This window comes from bacterium, assembly GCA_008933615.1.
In the GTDB taxonomy this organism is placed as follows: domain Bacteria; phylum CLD3; class CLD3; order SB21; family SB21; genus SB21.
In genome coordinates this window covers 1-17,316 of the sequence record WBUR01000034.1, presented here as the reverse complement: position 1 = coordinate 17,316, position 17,316 = coordinate 1, and the positions used below count along the sequence as shown (strand labels likewise).

Genomic DNA, 17,316 nt, shown 5'->3' with positions numbered 1-17,316 from the left:
GGATGAAGGTTCGTGCTTTGAAACAAAAAGATTCTTGCAGAATGAAAGTCAGCAAAGCATCAGGATAAGCGGTTTCAGTGGGTCCATAGAATGCGGGTGTCGAAAATAAGCCACGCGCCGTTCTTCCGGACGAGCCGGACTTCTGTGGCGTGTACGGAATATTTATCGGCACCCCGAACAAAAATTGTGCCCGCAGAATCATCGGACGCGTAGACGACCGGGAAGAAATGAATGTAACCGTATGATTTAGGGAAAAGCCGGTTGAATCCGGCCCAGAAATCGCTGCTCTTGGCTATGGAGTCGGCATCGAATACCGTTGGCCTCACGCGTGAAGTAAACAGCTTCGCAGCCAGCGCCGCCGGAACGGAGTCGCGGGTTTCTCCGACCGATCGGAATACCGGAACGGCCGGTACCGATTCGTTATCTGCAAGATACAATGAATCGATGATCGCGCTGTATACTGCGTAATCGTTTTTGGAAACAGCCGGCGCGTTGAAACACGAAGACAAAAGAAGGGATGCCAAACAAAAGGAAAAAAACTTTTTCGCGGTTTGGATCATGTCAAAGTTCTTTAAATTTCCTGAGACGAGAATTTACAGGTTTCTTTGAATTTAGGGCGGGATGTGCGGCTTGTCAAACGGTATTTATTCGGAAGGAACAGTATGTCATTATGAAGATCTTTTTTGGAATGAACGGCGATACTTCTTTGTATCGCAATTGTAAAAGGTTTAAAAAAGATTCTTACAGAATGATAAAACGATCTTAACTATTCTTTAGCTCCGATAGACTTCAGGTATTCCACCACATGCAAAGCATGTTCGTCGCCGGCTTTGGCGTGGCGCATCAGGGAGATCTTGTGCGGACCCACAGCGTCTTTCATTTGCGGAAAGGCGGCGATGTATGCTTTCACGATCTCCAGATTTCCCAGCATCGCGGCAACGGATATCGTCGGGCGCGCGCCTTGTTCGAGCAGAAACAGCGCTTCTTCGCGAATTCCCACGTGGCCTGCGGCGCCGATGGCGTCTTCCCAGTCCCATCCGCCGAGGTTATTAACGGCATTGAGCAGGTCGGGCGTTTCAAGCAGCATGGCTTTGACCTTGTCAAAGTCCTTATGCGCCGCGCCGACAAATTCCTGCACAAGTTTCACATCGAGCGGCGGGCCTTTTTGTGGTTTGGTTTGTTTGGCGCCTTCTTGTTGTGCAGAAAGGAGATTCGGGAAAAAAGCCATTCCGGCGAAGGAGGCAAGAGTTTTGCTGATGAATTGCCCGCGTGTGATGATCTTCATGTTGATCCTTTTATAGTTTTTTTCAGTATAAAGAGTTACCCTGCGGGTGACTTGCTTCCCCTTTTCTTTCTTTTGCTGGCTCAAAAGAAAGAAACAAAGAAAAGAGCCTATGGCTATGGAAAAACGCCGGAACCGGAGTTCGCTATATTGGTTGCAGAAAACAGTTCCTCTAATTTAATATCTTCAAAATTTTCTAGTCTTTTTCACGTTTTCTGCTGAAATGATATCGCGAACTCCTGTTCAATCGCGGCGTTTTTCCAAGGCCTGAAAACGAGAATACCGAAACCTCATTTGCGCATTACTAGGTATTTGTATTCCCGGCCTTGATAAAAATGCCGATGAAACCCGAGTTCGCGCAACCCCACCCTATCTCCCTCCCCTTGCCAAGGGGAGGGGCAGGGGTGGGGTTCACTCCCGAAGTTTTCTCAGCCAGAGGCTGATCCGCCTTTGGCGTGATTTGCCGCTTTCTTTTCAAAAAGAAAGCGGATCTAAGTGTTTACTTTATAGCGAGGCAGTCATCATACGGACACTCAGTGAGGTCCTTTTCTTTCTTTTATTTTGAATTACTTTCGAAGCTCTTTCAGTTTATCCTGAATCCCTGTTTGAAGCGTTTTTTTGAATTCTTCATTCAGCGATTGATCGGTCAGTGTTTTGTCGTATGCCATAGTATAATATTTGATCGCTTCTTCTTTCCTTCCGAGCAGCGCGTTCGCTTCGGCGTAACTGTCGTAACAATTGGCCACTTCCGGGAACAGTTTCATGTTGACGCGGAATATCACCAGCGCGTCCTCGGTCTTATTATCCGTGATCAGGCGGTAACCGACTCCATTAAGAGGGCCCGCATTGGTCAAAGTGTATTTGGCCGCGAGCGAATCAATATTGGATTCAAAGTATTGGACGCCGCGTTGCGTTATAAGATCGGTCAATGCGATCATGTTGTATTGCCGTTCCATGAAAAAGTTGTTTGGAAAGTTATCCCGATACCACATTCCGTAAACCCGCGCATTCTCCGTGCTGTTCTCGAAGAATTGGTAAACCTGAGTCAGAATGAAACCCGCTTCATTCTTATTGAATGCGCCTTTTTCATGAACGAGACGGAGCTGCCTCAGCGCATCTTCCTTATTACCGGACATACCGCTAAGGAAGGCGAGACCTGACTGCCACCAATTCGTCCGGGTTGCGATGAAATATTGCAGGACGCCAAGGTTGAGATAAGCATCATAGTATTCCGGGTTCTCCTCGATCACGTCTTCGAGATAATCCTCACCCGTTGCCGCGTCAAAATAAGCGTCGGTAAAGGATCGATTCATGATATGTACGCGGCTGAGATAACTGTGCGCGGAACCGAGATAGAATTTATTTTCAGTAGTAGGAGGAAGCTTTTCCGCAAGGCGTATGGTCTGGCGGCAATAGTCGCCGAATAAATTCTTGATCGAATCGCGGTTGGCCTGCGTTGCATAAAAATAACGCGCATGAAAAAGCAGAGATGATTTTAGGAAATAATATTTCGGATGATCGGGTTTTTCTTTCAGGCGCATGGTGATCAGACTGTCCGCAGCGGCGTAATCGGCATTGTGAATATGAAACAGGATCTGTTTATCGGTTTCGTCCGGGGCGTCGGGTTTTCCTGCGAAGGTTGGCGCATCGGAACAGCCGGCGATAAATGCCAGGCTGAATAACCATAATAGCACGAGCTTTTTCATGATGTTTCTCCTTAAAAATTGTTAGGGAAATGCTGATTCTATTATGTCCCTATGGGTCACACAATTAAAGCAAAAGATACGTGACCAGGCTGTTATCAGTTTCTCTTTTGGAATTAAGAGCAGAAAAAGCGGAGCGAAAAGGATTTATAGTGGAACAAAAGGCATCCATTGGGGAGATTCAAACGGAAGTCCCCGTGTATGATAATTAAATCTGTTTATCGGGTTTTACTCACAATATCATGCTGATGTCGTTGAAGCATGAACGCGCGTGTCAATAGAATCAGCCTTTGGATGGCCTCAGGCTGCCCTTACTTTTGGATTGTGCGTAAACCCGATAAGCGTTTATAAATCACGTTTGTTAAACGGAAATAGTAAGATCACAAGTTATTTTAATTTCATCTCCCCCAGGCTTCCGCGTAAGCGGCAGTCACAATTCCCTGCACACTGAAGCTGTCAAAGAAATCGCCGTCTGCTTTATTCTCGCCTACGATTTTCTTTTTCCAAGCGTTGAAGTCGATGGATTTATGAACGGACTCCCGAACCTCTTCCAGTTTGCGGGGGCCGTTTCCGATCCGGTGGATCGCTTTACTAACTTCATCGACAACGGTTTGTATAAAATCTGCGACGAGGTTCAGATATACTTTCCCTTTAATTACGTTACCGTGGCCGGGAATAAAGGTTTCCGCATCCATCTGCGCCATTTTCCGAAGTGTTTTTGCGAATTGCGACGGATAGCCTCCGCCGAGATAGGGCACGGGATGATCGAGCAGATCGCCCGTTATCAAAATTTTTTCTTTTGGTAAATAGACTACGGCGTCGCCGGCGGTGTTTCCCTTGCCGAGATGTTTGATCTGTATTTCCCGATTTCCGATATCAATTGTCACTGCATCGTCAAATGTGAGATTAGGCATACGGTCTTTAATTAATTTGAATTCCGCATAAACGGGTTCAATTCCCTCAATATATTCCCGATAATCAATCTTGTCTTGTTCCGACAATGGGTTACCGTTGGCATCTTTTCCCGTTTCAACATACCGCTTAAATATATCTGCGCGGCCGGGATACCGCTCGAACCATCCCGGATTATATCCTTCCATTTGTTTCCGCGTTTCCGCGTGCGCAATGATCGTGATCGAAGGAAAAGCTTCGGCATACGTACCGTTTCCCATAGTATGATCATAGTGCCAGTGGGTATTGAGCAGGTACCGAACCGGTTTGTTGGTCCATTGGCGAATCTGTGCGATGTCTTCTTTTGCGGAGGAGGGCAGGTAACACGCATCAACCACCAATACTTCACGCTCGCCGATTATGACCGTAGTATTACCCTGCGGAAAACCGTCCGGCGCATCTTTGTGCCGGATCATGTACACACCTTCGGCAACCTTTGATACGGTACGTGCACGGGTGCCTGATGAGTCCGTTTCGGCCAGAACGGATGATACGGAAAGTATCAAAGTCAGCATCAGGCAGGTAAGCCTTGAATAAAATTCATTTCGCAGAGTGAACATGGTTCCTCCTTTTTTTAGGGAAATAATTATGTTGAATCCACACGTATAATGACTCAAATATAAAAAGAAATAACCCCCATGTCGTCCTATTGGCGGTAAATGAGACAAGAAAAAAAGAAAAGAGCTTGGTATTAATTGAAAACTAAGGCAGGAAAGTTGGAGTTATTTTGTAGTCTAGTTCGTATACGTGCGGTGTTCCGCTTGAGGTTGGGTTATCTGTAGAAATTCAGTCGGCGTCAGGCCGGTATTACTTTTGAAGATACGATTAAACGAGCTTTTGGTTGAAAATCCGCTTTTAAATGCGACGGAGAGAATGGTTTCTCTTTTCAGTTTACCGTCCAGCATTTGGTACTTCGCTTCCTGTATCCGGTACGAGTTGACGTAATCATTAAACGACTCGCCGGCATGCACATTGAGCGCATGGGAGAGCGCGCGAACGCTGATACCGAGTCTGGCGGCGACGTCGGAATATTTCAGATTGCAGTCCAAATAAAGTTTTTCAGTTGTCATCAGGTTTTCAAGCCGGCGGATAATGTTCTCCATTTCAGGCGCCGATAAACGGCCGTCTTTTTGTTCGAGTAATTTCCATGTCGGAATGAATAGTTTTTCGGGTTTGACCATTGCCGTATAGGCAAGAGAATAAATAACGATTGCGTAAATTGGGATTCCCCACATACGAAATTGAATCAGATGTTCATGGGTAATAAAAAAATATACAGATTGAATACCGCTGAACGACACATATACCGTAAAGATCGAATACAAGATCAAATGCCATTTGCCGTCCAATTTACGATTGGCGCTGTGTCTCAAGGTAACTATCGATAACCACAAGTACACCAGGCTTTGCCCGTAATAAAATGTTGAATAAAGAAAAGTTTCCAGATGATCGTAGATCAGATCCGGTTCACGAATAAATTTGAGTTTGGTTTCCGCAGGCAACGAATAGGACGGTATGAGGTAGATGATGACGATAACAAGAGGAACCGCATGGAGTACATGAACGGCTGAAAACCGAATCGGATCGCCCACGAAAATGCGCGCATAAAAATAATATAAAGGCGGCAGAATAAACCAGAAAGGGGAAGAGACAAATAACAAATGCGGCCACAGTTCTTTTAAGCCTGAAACGGCGGCGACACGTTCCGCCGTCGCCAGCGCGAACATGAACATAATCAGTGCGAGATAACGGTTCGCCGACGGATTTCCCTTTTTGGCGGTTAATAGAATGAAACCTAAAAATAAACCTTGAAAAAGGATTGCGCCGTAAAGATACGGCCACCAGTCATACGTTGTGGAATTCATAAATCAAATGATATGTTATAAACAGGTTCCTATGATACGCTCTGCGGGCGTAAAAGTTGCCGGATATAAACATTTGATTTTATGAATTATGGAATGAAAAATTTGTTAAGCAGGGCGGTTCAGTAAAAGGTTCAGATTATCGCGGTAGCCGCGTCCGGTAACAAGCTTCGTGTCGTTTTCAAGGATCACCATATATTCACCCTTGTGCCAGGATTGCATTTCACGAATGCGGCTGATATTGATAATATAGGAGCGGTGAATACGCAGGAATTTCTTTGGATCTAACTTCTGTTCAAGATCGTTCATGGACTCTCGGATTCGGTGTACATTTTTACCCGCATGAAGGTCGAGATACTTGCCCGAGGCTTCGATCCAGTCAATGGCGTCGGTCGGTGCAAAATGGATTCGCCCCGATGTTTTGATCACAATGCGGTCGAGGTAGTTTGTTCTGGCAGAGGCCGCCGCTCCGGCTTCCTGCTGCAGTCCGTTCAGCATTTTAAATACCCGTTTCGCCCAGGCTCCGGTTTCTTTTTGTTCGATGAGTTCACAAGCCCGGTCCAGCGCATGATAAAACCGTTCGTCGTCGAACGGTTTAAGAATATAATCTACGGCATTAATGTCGAACGCCTTGAGGGCGTAGCTGTCATGCGCCGTTACGAAAATGATCACCGGAAAATTTTTTACATCCAAACGCTCGATCAATTCGAATCCGCCGATCTCCGGCATTTGAATATCCAGAAAAACCAAATCGGGTTTCAGGCTTTCGATCGAAGCGATTGCGTCGTTGCCGTTATTGCATTCCGCCACGACGTCTGCATCGGCTCTGGCCGCAAGTAATTTTTTTATGCGGCGCCGCGCTAATGCTTCATCGTCTACGATGATGGTTTTAATTTTTGTCAACGTCATTGTCGTCAGCTTTCATGAAGGGCAGCGATATCGATACGGCAAATCCGCCTTCCGGCAGGTTTTTCCACGTGAAGCTCTGGCGTGAACCGTACAACTGTTCCAATCGTTTATTGGTGTTCGACAAACCGACGCCATGTTTAACGGCAGGCGCGCCGCGCCCGTCGTCGCGAACTTCAAGTTTCATTGTATCCTTGTCAAGCGCTGCTGAAATCAGGACTGTGCCGCCGTTCACTTTAGGCGCGATGCCGTGGCGGATAGCATTTTCGACGAGCGGCTGGAGTATCAGTGACGGCACTTTCGCGTTCATGGTGTCGGGAGATAAACGATACTCAATGCGCAGCCGGTCATGGAAACGAATTTCTTCGATGTCGAGATAACTTTTTAAGAATTCAATTTCCTTAAATAGGGGAACTTCCTGTTCACCGACGTGATCCAGCGTCAAACGCAGAAGTTCGCTCAACCGGGCCAGCATACGTTGAGCGGCTTTGACGTCTTCTTCCATGAGGGAAGCAATAGAATGAAGCGTATTGAATAAAAAATGCGGCTGCAGCTGCATTTTGAGCGCGTTAAGTTGTGCTGTGGCCAACTGGGCTTCGAGACGTGTCGCAAATAATTTCTGTTCGCGAAATCGTCTCGCATAATCCAGCGCGGAAAATATACCGAGGATGATCCAGTAAATGATCACGCTGCTCACCCATCCGCCCGTGATTTTCAAAAAAATAATATCCGACGTTATAGGATTGGCCGGCGGCGCCATCGTGACGGATCCATAGAAAGACGCGGCCTTGTGGATCAAACCAATGAATAACGATAACACGGCATGATAGCCGATATGTCGAAAAAGCGCAGGCTTTTCGATTGGATACCGGCGGCCAAGAAAAAATATAAGCGGCGACAATAGCGCCCAAACATAAGCGTTGCATAACTCGAACACCAGCCTGGAATAAAAAGGAAAAACCTGGCCGGAATTAGAGCTGAAATAGTACGCCTGGCCGAGTGAAAGAGCGGCAAAAAGCGTCCATAACGCGAACGATGCAAACCACTGAAAATCGAGGCGCTGCAGAAAGGGTTTTGCTTGGGTCATAGCACTGTTGGAAAAATTACCGGATAACAAGAATTTGTTTTTTAATTACGGAGAAAGATGCTTCTGATTCATACGCAGAATTAGCCGAAAGTTACAACTTGACTTAGCAGGTTACGGTCTGATATCTGTTGCCTCGTTGAATACACGTTCTATTCGTTTATCCGGAATGATCCAGATCAAAGCCACAAGAACATAAATGCCTCCCGCAATCCAGGAACTAAAATACGCGGATAAAATAGCAACAATATAAAGTAGGGGCGATATTTTACCTTTTAGATCTTTTCCTATGGCTTTCGCGAGTATCGATTGACTGCCGTGTTTTTGCAATATCTGAGTCTGCAATATCCAGTAAGCAATTGCGGCCATTAACAGGATAACTCCATACAACGCCACCGGAATAGGTTCAAAGCGATTCTCTCCCATCCAGCCCGTCACAAAAGGAACTAAGGACAACCAAAAAAGCAAATGCAGGTTCGCCCACAACACGCCGGCGCTCACCTCGTTCACAGTATGCAGCAAGTGGTGATGGTTATTCCAATAAATTCCTATATAGATAAAACTCAGAATATAACTGATAAAGACAGGAATAAGCGGTTGAAGCGAAGCCAGATCATGGCCGTGCGGAACTTTCATTTCCAAGACCATAATGGTAATGATGATGGCCAGTACTCCGTCACTAAATGCTTCTAGTCTTCCTTTTTTCATATAAATCCCCGTTAAATGAAACGACTGCCTTTTTTATTTCCGCCATAGGAATTACCATTCTGTTTGAACTTTTACAACTTCCTTGTCTACTTTTTTTCCAAGAACGTATTTTATCTTCATCAGGCCTCCTGTTAGTGAAGAGGGCTTGTCAATTGCTTGCAGTAGTGGTATCGTATATTTACAAGCAGTCTGCGGTTTTATTTAGTAATCTCACTCACATTGTATTTACAAAGCAACCAATTATACAAAATCGAAATAGAATTACTATCAGGATCAACAAAGTCCATGTGCCCCCCATCATTTATTTCTATGTACTCAATATCGCTGCCTGCAACTTGGGTAGAACGCACGTAGTCTCGTGTCCATTCAATCGGCAATTCATCATCAAGACTTCCGTGTATCAACAACTGAGGAGTATTTAACGGTACCATTCTCATCGGGTCAGTACAAGCATATCGCTCAGGAACATCTTTGGGAGAACCGCCAAGCAGTTGAAATACTGAGTTGTTGCCAAGTTTATTCTTAAATGCTTTCTCAAGATTTACAACGGGAGCCAGCCCAATAATCTGATTAGGTCTAATTTGCAGCATATCAGCAGTAAAAGAACGGTTCTCATATTGTTTCCCTGACCATATTGCCAGTTGTCCGCCCGCCGAGTGGCCGATTACAACAACCTTCGTTAAATCAAAATGATGATATTTTCGGCAAAGGGTTTTGAGATGATTTATCGAAGAAATAACGTCATCAAATGTGCCGTGCCATCCTCCTCCAACTGCACCAATCCGCCGATATTCCACATTCCATACTATAAAACCTTTGCGGGCCAAATCAATTGCGATTGGTGTTAACTGTTCCCGGCCGTACGGCATCAGCCAGAATCCGCCATGATAGAGACAAAGTATGGCTAATGGTTTTTTATTTGGTATGTACAAATCACCTTCTTGAAAAACATCAGTACCATACTTTTCAGTAAACTTCATATACATTTTTTTGTTAATCAATTTTAAGACATTTTAGTTTACAAGTAAAGAAATCAAAGATCGCCATTTTCAAGCCCCGTCGAATGCGAGGAAGTTACCGTAGGTTAGTTTTTGTAATATTTATACAAATGATGAAATTACTTCTTCACAACAACGACATTTTTTGCCAGCGTCTTGAATCTGACGCCGTTTGACTGCACAACGGTAATCGAAATATGGCCTGTCTTGCCGGTTTTAATATCGGTTAATGTTCCGGATTTTCCCTCGTGAACGCTGCCGATTACTTTGCATTTTGCTCCGTCAACTAGTTTATTCGATGGTTTCTTTTCCATATCAGCTCCTTTTTTGAACTGTAATTGATTTATTTTCTAAATTGGCGGGTTTCACTCTCAGTCGTATCGTAATCATTTTTCAAACCCTAAATTGACAGGTTCACTTGGAAATTGAGGCGCCATATTCATCTCGGTTGTGGCAACGCTCAGATCGACTGCCTCAAACTGTACGTCATCAAACCAAATTTTGCCCGTTCCACGCAGAAGCACGCCAAATGCAATGGCGCCGCTATTCGCGGGCACATTTAAAACAATTTCACATTTTTTCCAGTCGGATGCAGAACTGATTCCGCGATTGCTCATATTGTCGAAACTTAGCTGAATCGGTGGAGTGTCTTTGCTGTCTACTCTCATCCACATCGCAGCCATGCCGTTTATGTTGTCCACTTTTATGTACCCGGTCATTCGAACCCGTTTCCCTAAATAAGAATCGGCCTTTATGGTTTGCATCAGCGTGCCAAAACCCTGAATAGTTTCCTTATTCGACTGCATGAAAGCACTGCTCTTTCCGGAATGAAAAATTTTGGTGTCTTTTCCCAGATCGTAATCTTTAGGATTTGTTCCCGCCATATGCCATCCCTCGATACTAGAAGCGGAATTGGAATAAACCACGCAGGCTATAGATGCTATCAAGCAGCCACCGAAAAGCAATGATTTGATTTTCATAAACCTTTCCTCCTGATAAAATTGTAATGATGATAGTTCGAGTGCACTTTTGGCACACAAGCCGTGCCGATATTATAAGATGTCCCGCCTCTCTTAAGATGTTAAATTAATCCAAAATTTCCACCGAATCACCCTTCGCAATCTTTCCCTCAACCAGAACAGCGCAATAAACTCCCGCAAAATTATCGTGTGTGTTGACGATTTTTCGAAGTATATCCGGGTTGTGTTCGCCGGTGTCGGGATCAAGTGAGAGCATCTTGCAGCGCGGATCACGTTCGAGCATCGCGACAACCGCCTGTGAACCGATGCGCAGTTTACGGCCAACAAATTCATCTTCGGCAAAACCGGCACCCGCAGAAAGATCAACGTACAGGTTTGCCCGAAACCGTCGCTTATCAAGCGGGATCTTCATCTCGGCTTCACACTGTTTGACGGTTTGCATGCTTATCAACGAAACCGGGCGGCAGTCGGTTAGCGCGCGATCCGATCGAACCAGCGAAAGTTGATGTTGTGCACTAAGTCCTTCGCTGAGCATGTGCACAAGTTTTGGATCATCAATGGCGACGATCGTTCCTGAAGGCGTAATGACATCCACCATCAGATCACCGATGTCGCCATTGGCATAGGTTATACCGGGTTCGATGCTCATAGCCTCGGTCAAATTTGGCGGTTCAGCCGCCCGTTCCGGATAACGAAACTGCGGGCGGTAACGCAGCATGTGCTGCTGCGTGCTTGCTGTTAAATAGGGAGCTCCTTTACGGGCTGATGAACTCTTGAAAGCGTAGCATCGGTCGCCATAGACACCGGCAAATCCAACAAATATTTCCGACATCTCTTCACCGCGCATGCTTTTGACCGGATAACGCCATAAGCTCTCAATTTTTCCAATAGTTGTCATTATGCTCGATTTCGATTCAAGTTCAAAAATTAAACTCTTAGTAATCCGCGGAATCCTCTGGCGGCATAGTACGAATCTGCGCCGTTGTGATAGACAAAGACTGTATCGTAGCGGCGATCACAAAAAATGGCGCCGCCGAGTTTTCTGATCTCCGGAGGCGTTTTTACCCAGCTCGATGTTTTCGTATCGAAATTTCCAAGTTTCTGCAATTCTCGATATTGTTCTTCCGTCAAAAGTTCGATACCCATGGCGGCTGCCATATCCATAACATTATTTTTTGGTTTATGTTCTTTCCTTGACTCCAGCGCTTCACGATCGTAACAAAAGCTTCTGCGGCCGGCAGGGCTTTCCGCCACACAGTCATAAAACAAGTATTCGTTTGTGTTTTTATCATGGCCAACTACATCCGGTTCACCGCCGGTTCTTTCCATTTCATGGAGCGACCACAGTTTTTCAGTATGAGCTTCCAACTTTGCTTGTACTTTAGCCCATTCAAGACTCTTGTGGCGGTTCATGTTTTTCTCGAAACGGGTTTTCAACGTTCTGAGCAGTTCTTTACGTTGTTCCGGTGACAACTTATTTTTATTTGTCATATTGCGCTATTCTAATTTGTTCACAATGGTTTGCAAGTGGTGATATCCAGTATTTCCATATTTAAATCGATCATGATTGAATTCTTTACCGTAAGAAAGAACTACAAGCGCGATAAAGAGGCTTCGTATCACAGTTGTAATCCTTTCAAATAACGCGATGATTTCGCCACGAAGGAGCCTTACGTAATTATTTTTTTCTCATTTCCTGTCTCAAAATATTCTCAAATCTTGTTCTGCTCAGGTAATGGTCGCCAAGTAATCTGCCGTCTTTGAGCAGGCTGAAAGTCCCGAAACCGGATGGCGCGTTCTGAGCTTCTTTAGGCGTGGCCAGTTTTTTCACTTTTAGTTCGACCCCATGATCCAACGCCGATTGCATGAGGTCGGTAATGGACTTTTCGTGCCACGGGCATTGATCTGAATAGACTAAATGCCATCCCTTGTATTTTTCCCGTCCTTTTGTCCAGTCGACAAATTGCGGCTTCAGGCTTTTACCAAACGCTTTGTACATTAATTCAAACCGTTCAAGTTGGTCAGCCATTAAAAAACCATTTTTTTCAAAGAGTGACTTGTTGGCCATCCATGGGCCGTCACTGCTCATGACACAAATACCCGTTTTATTCAATTTCTTTGCGTCTTTTTCACAATGTCCGATCAAAGAGGAACCGATATTTTGATGACGCGCATCTTTAACGAAAAGACCGATACATTGTATAAAAAGATAATCGTCCGCCTTGACAGGCCGCCATGCAAGTTCGGAAGGGATATATTCGATGAACCCAAGCTGTTTGCCCTGTTTGTCAACGGCTATTTTGATCTTAAGGCCTTTATTGATCTTATTTTTGAACCACTCTACTTTTGCCGCATAACCCGGCGACCATTTGTCTTTGATACAATTGTGAACGAATATTGTTCGCTCCTATATGAAAATATATTTTGTCAACAAATTGAAAGGCATAGTCAATGAGCAGTTTTTTGGAAGACTTATTATATAGTCCACCCCAATATGGTCTTGCTAAAAACGTATAGCCAATCGCAATACTCGAATTTTCAGGTTTATAATCGTAATAACGCGTTGAACCAATGACTTTATTAGTTGACTTGTCAATTATTAAAAAAGCAGTTTTACCTGATATAGCTTCATCAAAATAGAGTTGAAATACCTCTCTTTTATATCGATCGCTGGTAGGATGTTGTTCCCAAATTAAGGGATCAGAAGCTGCTTCAAATAGGCTTTCAAAGTCCCTGTCAATGAGTGGAACAATTTTTAAGATTTCATCCTCAAGAATTTTAGGTGGCGGAAACTTGGCCGCGGGAAAAACTGTCTGCAATATTTTAATGTTTGTTTTTTCGTTCCGCTCGTTGTTCATCGGTCTGCGGTGTCCAAAAGATTTTATAATTATGGTCCAACTGAATTCTGGTGAGCAACACTACTTGTCCGACGTGTCCTTCTACATGTGTAAGTGCGCGGAAGATTGCGCTCATCAGCGTTGTATCGTATCCCTGTATACGTCTCTGTTCGGTAAGCCGTGAAGAGTCAAGATTATTGATTGCTGTTATAAAATCAGATTTGAGTTTTGTCGCCAACTGAAGCAATTCTTGTTTATTTATCTTGCTGTCGTCTAAAAATTCCTCCGGCCTGTCTCTCACATCTTCTTCGTTGTTCATGATAGTAATGGTCCATTGTCTGAAAGCTCCACAAGTGTGCGTAATGAGTATCCCGATAGAATTCATTTTATCATTGGGCCGCCACCAAATTTGTTTGTCATCAAGTTGCTCGAGGCAATGATAAAGTCGTTGGAAGGAGCTGTTTATCCTATTCTTACATTCGTTTAAAAACTCTTTGTCCGTTGTTTTTTCCATAAATTAAATTATTTAGTGATCATTGGTTCAATTGCACTTGTTACTTCTTATTCGATTTCCTTAAATAATTTTTCTCATACATCGCGATCCATTCCTTAACGCTCATCTTTTTCATTAATGCACCGATGAGTTCGTAAGGTATCTCTTCTATCTTCTTAAAACGCACGCAGCTCTTACCCATATCCAATTTTTGTCTGCTGTGTTTAGGATATTCGCCCACGAACCATTTTAATAATTTCGGATCGCTGTAAATGCCCATGTGATAAAAATTAATGGATCCTTTTTGCGAGGCAATGCCGGCAAAAGGCAACGGCTCTTCAGGCTTGCAATGGTAGCCTGCAGGGTACAGTTTATGCGGCACCACATAACCCAGTCCGCCGTAACTAATGGCGGGTTCAAATCCTTTGGGCAGGTTTTTTACGATGACATCGTGCAGTTTATTAAAAGATTTGAACCTATCCTCGGGTACGTTTAATAAAATATCCTTAACGGTTTTGCCTTGTGCTTTCATAGAACTCTTTGTTTAAATCTAATGTTATTTTAAATCGGTTTTGTTTTCGTAAATTTCTTGCAGTCAGTGGGAAGTTTCGATTTCTCCAAGCTGACCGCTAACGCTCCGGCTACACAAACAAGGCGCGAAATGGGTCAGCGAGGGTAGTTACTTATTCTCTTCAAAGCGCAGGCAACTGCGTCACTTGCCTTTTTCATCCCGATCAGTTCCGTTTCTTTTGGTATGGACATATCCTTTCTTGTATTTGTACGGCGATAAATAGACCTTATTCTTCTTGTAAGCTATCTGATACTTTAAAACAATAAAATTTGGTCTTCGTCAACATTTTTCTTTGCTTTGATAGTTGTTGGTTCAGAAAATAATTTTGTAATGTCGATATTTCGCTTATTTTTGCTCCAATTAGCATATAAGACATCAAACAATATTATTTTCCAATTATCACTCTTAAAACGCTCGCCAAACAATGGAGATTTCATTTTTTGATTGAATTGATTTTGTCTATCTACCGGATAGAGCATTACTTTAGTCACTGATTGCTCAACATTTGAACCTCTTTGTAAAGCACTTGTCATTGAGGTAGTGCTCTCGATTTCAAACATAAAAACAATTCTGTTTCCTTTTATCCACAAAATATCAATGTCGTCAATGACGTCCGGGTTTTGAATGTTCTTAAGTTTAGAAACGTCTTTGTAATCCATATATTGGCTCAAAGCTCCAGAATTTTTCAATATTGGACTATTTATAACGTGGCTTTGCTCGTTTTTACCAATGTATACAAAGTAACCTTCCTTTCTTCCGATTTCAGCAAGCAAAGCTATGATTGTTGTATGCTCTTTTTCAATTGCATCTGTCTTAAAATTTGATTTTATAAGCCAGAATCCACCATGCATTGGTCGAGCATACGCTTCCAATGCTTCTTTTATGCTTGTTTGATCTGATGTCAGTGAATTTGGAAATGTAATACTTACTGCATCCCACATATCAGTAAATGTTACCTTACCTTTTGCCTGCAATTGTGATAGAACGGTTTTTTCAACTCTTTCTGTTAATGGTATCTTTTCAAGATTTGGTACCTGTTTAGGGTTCTTAAACCACCAAAGCTTACCGGAAGCTGAACCACTTTTTGCAGACACCAAAGCAAATTCTTTGTCCGTATGTTTTCTTAGCACCTCGTTTACATCAAGCCCTGAATGTAGTTCAGAAAAAAAGCCATGTCTAGTCAACTCAGGGTCAATAGCGTTGATAATAATTGTATATGGGGTTGGCTCGCCCCTCTCAGCAAGGATTTTTATTGTCGTTTCAACAACAATTTTCTCAAATCGATGCTCGTCTATTGCCTCAGGAGTTTTTCCCTTAATTCCTAGGTCATGCTTATAAAATCGCAAGTAAAAATCCCCTTGCGCTGAACCAAAAGGCTGAAGCAATGATTTTGGTGAAGAGTGAGCTAATTCTTGGTGATGAATCTTTTCCAATTCAAAACCAGAAAGTACACCCGCCCTTATGGTTGCATTTCTTATTTTAAAAGTAGGGTTATGAAATGTGAGCGTTAAATATCGATCTGGCTTTAAGACATTAAACATTCCTAGGAAGCTGTTTTTTAATAATGAGTGATAAACATCGAAACTCTTTTTTTGCTTTTCATTATGAATTATCTCATCTTTTTCTATTGTTTCCAAATAGTCTTTGTCTTTCCCCAACCAAGCAACCCACATATACGATAACTCTCCATATTGGATTGATGAATCATATGGTGGATCTGTAAAAATGTAATCTACACAGCCTTTTTCATGATAAGTTTTATACATTTCATTCATCAAATCAAGACATGACCCTTCGTGAATATAAATATCTGCATCCCCACCAATTACGTCTTTAAAAGTTTTTCCGAATTTTATTTCTTCGAAATAACTATTTGATTCTTCTTTCGCTTTTATAAGCCCTTGTTTTCCAGTAATCCCACTTTCAAATTTGTCCCAGACGTTAGATTCCATGAATTCATTGGCTGACCAATAACTATGCTGAGTCCATGCGGAACTCATTGGTCTAGTTGGCCTAACGGGAGTCATTTTAGTGCAGAGATGAGAAATTGAAGTGAAACCAATTTTCAAAAAATCCTTTAGACTTGCATTAGGTTCCTTCTCGATTGCATCCATCAAAATAGCGAGCGCATACAAATTTCTTTTTGTAAATAACTCATCTATAGACTCATATTTTTGTTTTTCTTTAAAAGGCATTCCATTGTAGTACAATTTATTGTCTGGGTACCATTCTTTTATTTTATGTTTTGAAATTTCCTTAATTTTATTCTCATCAAAAACTATGGGGGGATTTTTTTTCATTTGTGACGCCCCACATTTTGGACAAGAATAGTACCTGATGCTCGTTATATTATTATCCTTCCAGATGGCAACGTCAAATGGGAAAATATGTTTGCATTTTCTACACTTAGTTTCGTATAACTCAAGAATTTTCTTTTTTACTTTTGATTCTACACGTTGAAATGCTTCTTGAAGCGATAGTAGTGCAACAGGCTTAATAGTTAGGCGGATCAGTTCTGTAGCTAATGGATTTAAATCACAAATAATTGCTTTCCTGCCAATTTTCAATGCCTCAATTGCACTTACGCCACTTCCTCCAAAGGGATCAAATACAATTTTACCTTTTGGACAATAAGTCTCTATAAACTTACCGACAACATTCCAAGTTTTTCTCGACCAATATTTGTGGAAGTTGTACATTGCAGTATGTGCTTCAGGAGGTATTTGTCTATTGAGATGCTCAATATTTGAAGTCTTTGATGTCATTTTTGAAAACGATCTGGTTTTGTTAAAAAAGTTTAACTCTTAATGAGTATTAGATAAGCAAAAAAATGTAGCCACCTTCAGGTCATTTGTCAATTATTTTTATTGAATATTTTGTGGGGGAGAAATCCCCCTAACCCCCTTTGCAAGGGGGACGAATACAACCCCACCCTGTCTCC

General features: G+C 42.9%; 18 protein-coding genes. All 18 read right to left on the bottom strand.

Features of this window, described 5'->3' with window-relative positions; genetic code table 11:
* Nucleotides 1-74: 74 nt before the first annotated feature.
* Nucleotides 75-560 carry a hypothetical protein gene (locus F9K33_12485; GenBank protein KAB2878606.1) on the bottom strand — a complete coding sequence of 162 codons (486 nt, stop codon included), beginning with the start codon at nt 558-560 and terminating at the stop codon, nt 75-77.
* A gap of 206 nt (nt 561-766) precedes the next feature.
* Nucleotides 767-1,147, bottom strand: coding sequence for an ankyrin repeat domain-containing protein (locus F9K33_12480; protein ID KAB2878634.1), 381 nt, complete (start codon nt 1,145-1,147; stop codon nt 767-769).
* Between the two features lie 701 nt (nt 1,148-1,848).
* Nucleotides 1,849-2,988 (bottom strand): hypothetical protein, encoded by a 1,140-nt coding sequence (locus F9K33_12475; protein ID KAB2878605.1) that lies wholly within the window; start codon nt 2,986-2,988, stop codon nt 1,849-1,851.
* Nucleotides 2,989-3,383: 395 nt separating this feature from the next.
* Nucleotides 3,384-4,496 (bottom strand): MBL fold metallo-hydrolase, encoded by a 1,113-nt coding sequence (locus F9K33_12470; protein KAB2878604.1) that lies wholly within the window; start codon nt 4,494-4,496, stop codon nt 3,384-3,386.
* Nucleotides 4,497-4,670: 174 nt separating this feature from the next.
* Nucleotides 4,671-5,801: a helix-turn-helix transcriptional regulator gene (locus F9K33_12465; protein KAB2878603.1), complete on the bottom strand. Its 1,131-nt coding sequence runs from the start codon at nt 5,799-5,801 to the stop codon at nt 4,671-4,673.
* Between the two features lie 105 nt (nt 5,802-5,906).
* A complete protein-coding gene (locus F9K33_12460) occupies nt 5,907-6,707 on the bottom strand; it encodes a response regulator transcription factor (protein KAB2878602.1) in 801 nt (266 codons plus the stop codon).
* On the bottom strand, nt 6,688-7,791 hold the full coding sequence (locus F9K33_12455; GenBank protein KAB2878601.1) for a histidine kinase: 1,104 nt from the start codon (nt 7,789-7,791) through the stop codon (nt 6,688-6,690). Before F9K33_12455 ends, F9K33_12460 begins: the two co-directional genes overlap by 20 nt.
* Before the next feature lie 111 nt (nt 7,792-7,902).
* Nucleotides 7,903-8,496 (bottom strand): DUF1211 domain-containing protein, encoded by a 594-nt coding sequence (locus F9K33_12450; GenBank protein KAB2878600.1) that lies wholly within the window; start codon nt 8,494-8,496, stop codon nt 7,903-7,905.
* A 197-nt stretch (nt 8,497-8,693) separates the two neighbouring features.
* Entirely contained in the window at nt 8,694-9,497 is an 804-nt protein-coding gene (locus F9K33_12445; protein ID KAB2878599.1) for a prolyl oligopeptidase family serine peptidase, read from the bottom strand.
* A 116-nt stretch (nt 9,498-9,613) separates the two neighbouring features.
* Nucleotides 9,614-9,808, bottom strand: coding sequence for an RNA-binding protein (locus F9K33_12440; protein ID KAB2878598.1), 195 nt, complete (start codon nt 9,806-9,808; stop codon nt 9,614-9,616).
* 72 nt (nt 9,809-9,880) lie between these two features.
* Complete coding sequence (locus F9K33_12435; protein ID KAB2878597.1) at nt 9,881-10,474, bottom strand: hypothetical protein; 594 nt, start codon at nt 10,472-10,474, stop codon at nt 9,881-9,883.
* Between the two features lie 106 nt (nt 10,475-10,580).
* Complete coding sequence (locus F9K33_12430) at nt 10,581-11,372, bottom strand: MOSC domain-containing protein (protein KAB2878596.1); 792 nt, start codon at nt 11,370-11,372, stop codon at nt 10,581-10,583.
* Between the two features lie 29 nt (nt 11,373-11,401).
* Entirely contained in the window at nt 11,402-11,965 is a 564-nt protein-coding gene (locus F9K33_12425) for a DUF4256 domain-containing protein (GenBank protein ID KAB2878595.1), read from the bottom strand.
* 187 nt (nt 11,966-12,152) lie between these two features.
* Nucleotides 12,153-12,620 (bottom strand): hypothetical protein, encoded by a 468-nt coding sequence (locus F9K33_12420; protein KAB2878594.1) that lies wholly within the window; start codon nt 12,618-12,620, stop codon nt 12,153-12,155.
* Between the two features lie 178 nt (nt 12,621-12,798).
* Nucleotides 12,799-13,332, bottom strand: coding sequence for a GNAT family N-acetyltransferase (locus tag F9K33_12415; GenBank protein ID KAB2878593.1), 534 nt, complete (start codon nt 13,330-13,332; stop codon nt 12,799-12,801).
* Nucleotides 13,298-13,825: a DUF1572 domain-containing protein gene (locus F9K33_12410; protein KAB2878592.1), complete on the bottom strand. Its 528-nt coding sequence runs from the start codon at nt 13,823-13,825 to the stop codon at nt 13,298-13,300. The genes F9K33_12415 and F9K33_12410 overlap by 35 nt, the downstream gene beginning before the upstream one ends.
* Before the next feature lie 40 nt (nt 13,826-13,865).
* A complete protein-coding gene (locus F9K33_12405; protein ID KAB2878591.1) occupies nt 13,866-14,336 on the bottom strand; it encodes a DUF1801 domain-containing protein in 471 nt (156 codons plus the stop codon).
* Between the two features lie 293 nt (nt 14,337-14,629).
* The gene (locus F9K33_12400) at nt 14,630-17,140 is read right to left on the bottom strand and encodes a hypothetical protein (protein ID KAB2878590.1); all 2,511 of its coding nucleotides are present in this window, start codon (nt 17,138-17,140) and stop codon (nt 14,630-14,632) included.
* Nucleotides 17,141-17,316 lie beyond the last annotated feature (176 nt).

Bases quoted from the DNA above. Each gene is read 5' to 3' on its own strand.
- F9K33_12485 (KAB2878606.1), bottom strand. From the start codon at position 560: ATGATCCAAACCGCGAAAAAGTTTTTTTCCTTTTGTTTGGCATCCCTT.
- F9K33_12475 (KAB2878605.1), bottom strand. From the start codon at position 2,988: ATGAAAAAGCTCGTGCTATTATGGTTATTCAGCCTGGCATTTATCGCC.
- F9K33_12470 (KAB2878604.1), bottom strand. From the start codon at position 4,496: ATGTTCACTCTGCGAAATGAATTTTATTCAAGGCTTACCTGCCTGATG.
- F9K33_12465 (KAB2878603.1), bottom strand. From the start codon at position 5,801: ATGAATTCCACAACGTATGACTGGTGGCCGTATCTTTACGGCGCAATC.
- F9K33_12460 (KAB2878602.1), bottom strand. From the start codon at position 6,707: ATGACGTTGACAAAAATTAAAACCATCATCGTAGACGATGAAGCATTA.
- F9K33_12455 (KAB2878601.1), bottom strand. From the start codon at position 7,791: ATGACCCAAGCAAAACCCTTTCTGCAGCGCCTCGATTTTCAGTGGTTT.
- F9K33_12450 (KAB2878600.1), bottom strand. From the start codon at position 8,496: ATGAAAAAAGGAAGACTAGAAGCATTTAGTGACGGAGTACTGGCCATC.
- F9K33_12440 (KAB2878598.1), bottom strand. From the start codon at position 9,808: ATGGAAAAGAAACCATCGAATAAACTAGTTGACGGAGCAAAATGCAAA.
- F9K33_12435 (KAB2878597.1), bottom strand. From the start codon at position 10,474: ATGAAAATCAAATCATTGCTTTTCGGTGGCTGCTTGATAGCATCTATA.
- F9K33_12430 (KAB2878596.1), bottom strand. From the start codon at position 11,372: ATGACAACTATTGGAAAAATTGAGAGCTTATGGCGTTATCCGGTCAAA.
- F9K33_12425 (KAB2878595.1), bottom strand. From the start codon at position 11,965: ATGACAAATAAAAATAAGTTGTCACCGGAACAACGTAAAGAACTGCTC.
- F9K33_12415 (KAB2878593.1), bottom strand. From the start codon at position 13,332: ATGAACAACGAGCGGAACGAAAAAACAAACATTAAAATATTGCAGACA.
- F9K33_12410 (KAB2878592.1), bottom strand. From the start codon at position 13,825: ATGGAAAAAACAACGGACAAAGAGTTTTTAAACGAATGTAAGAATAGG.
- F9K33_12405 (KAB2878591.1), bottom strand. From the start codon at position 14,336: ATGAAAGCACAAGGCAAAACCGTTAAGGATATTTTATTAAACGTACCC.
- F9K33_12400 (KAB2878590.1), bottom strand. From the start codon at position 17,140: ATGACATCAAAGACTTCAAATATTGAGCATCTCAATAGACAAATACCT.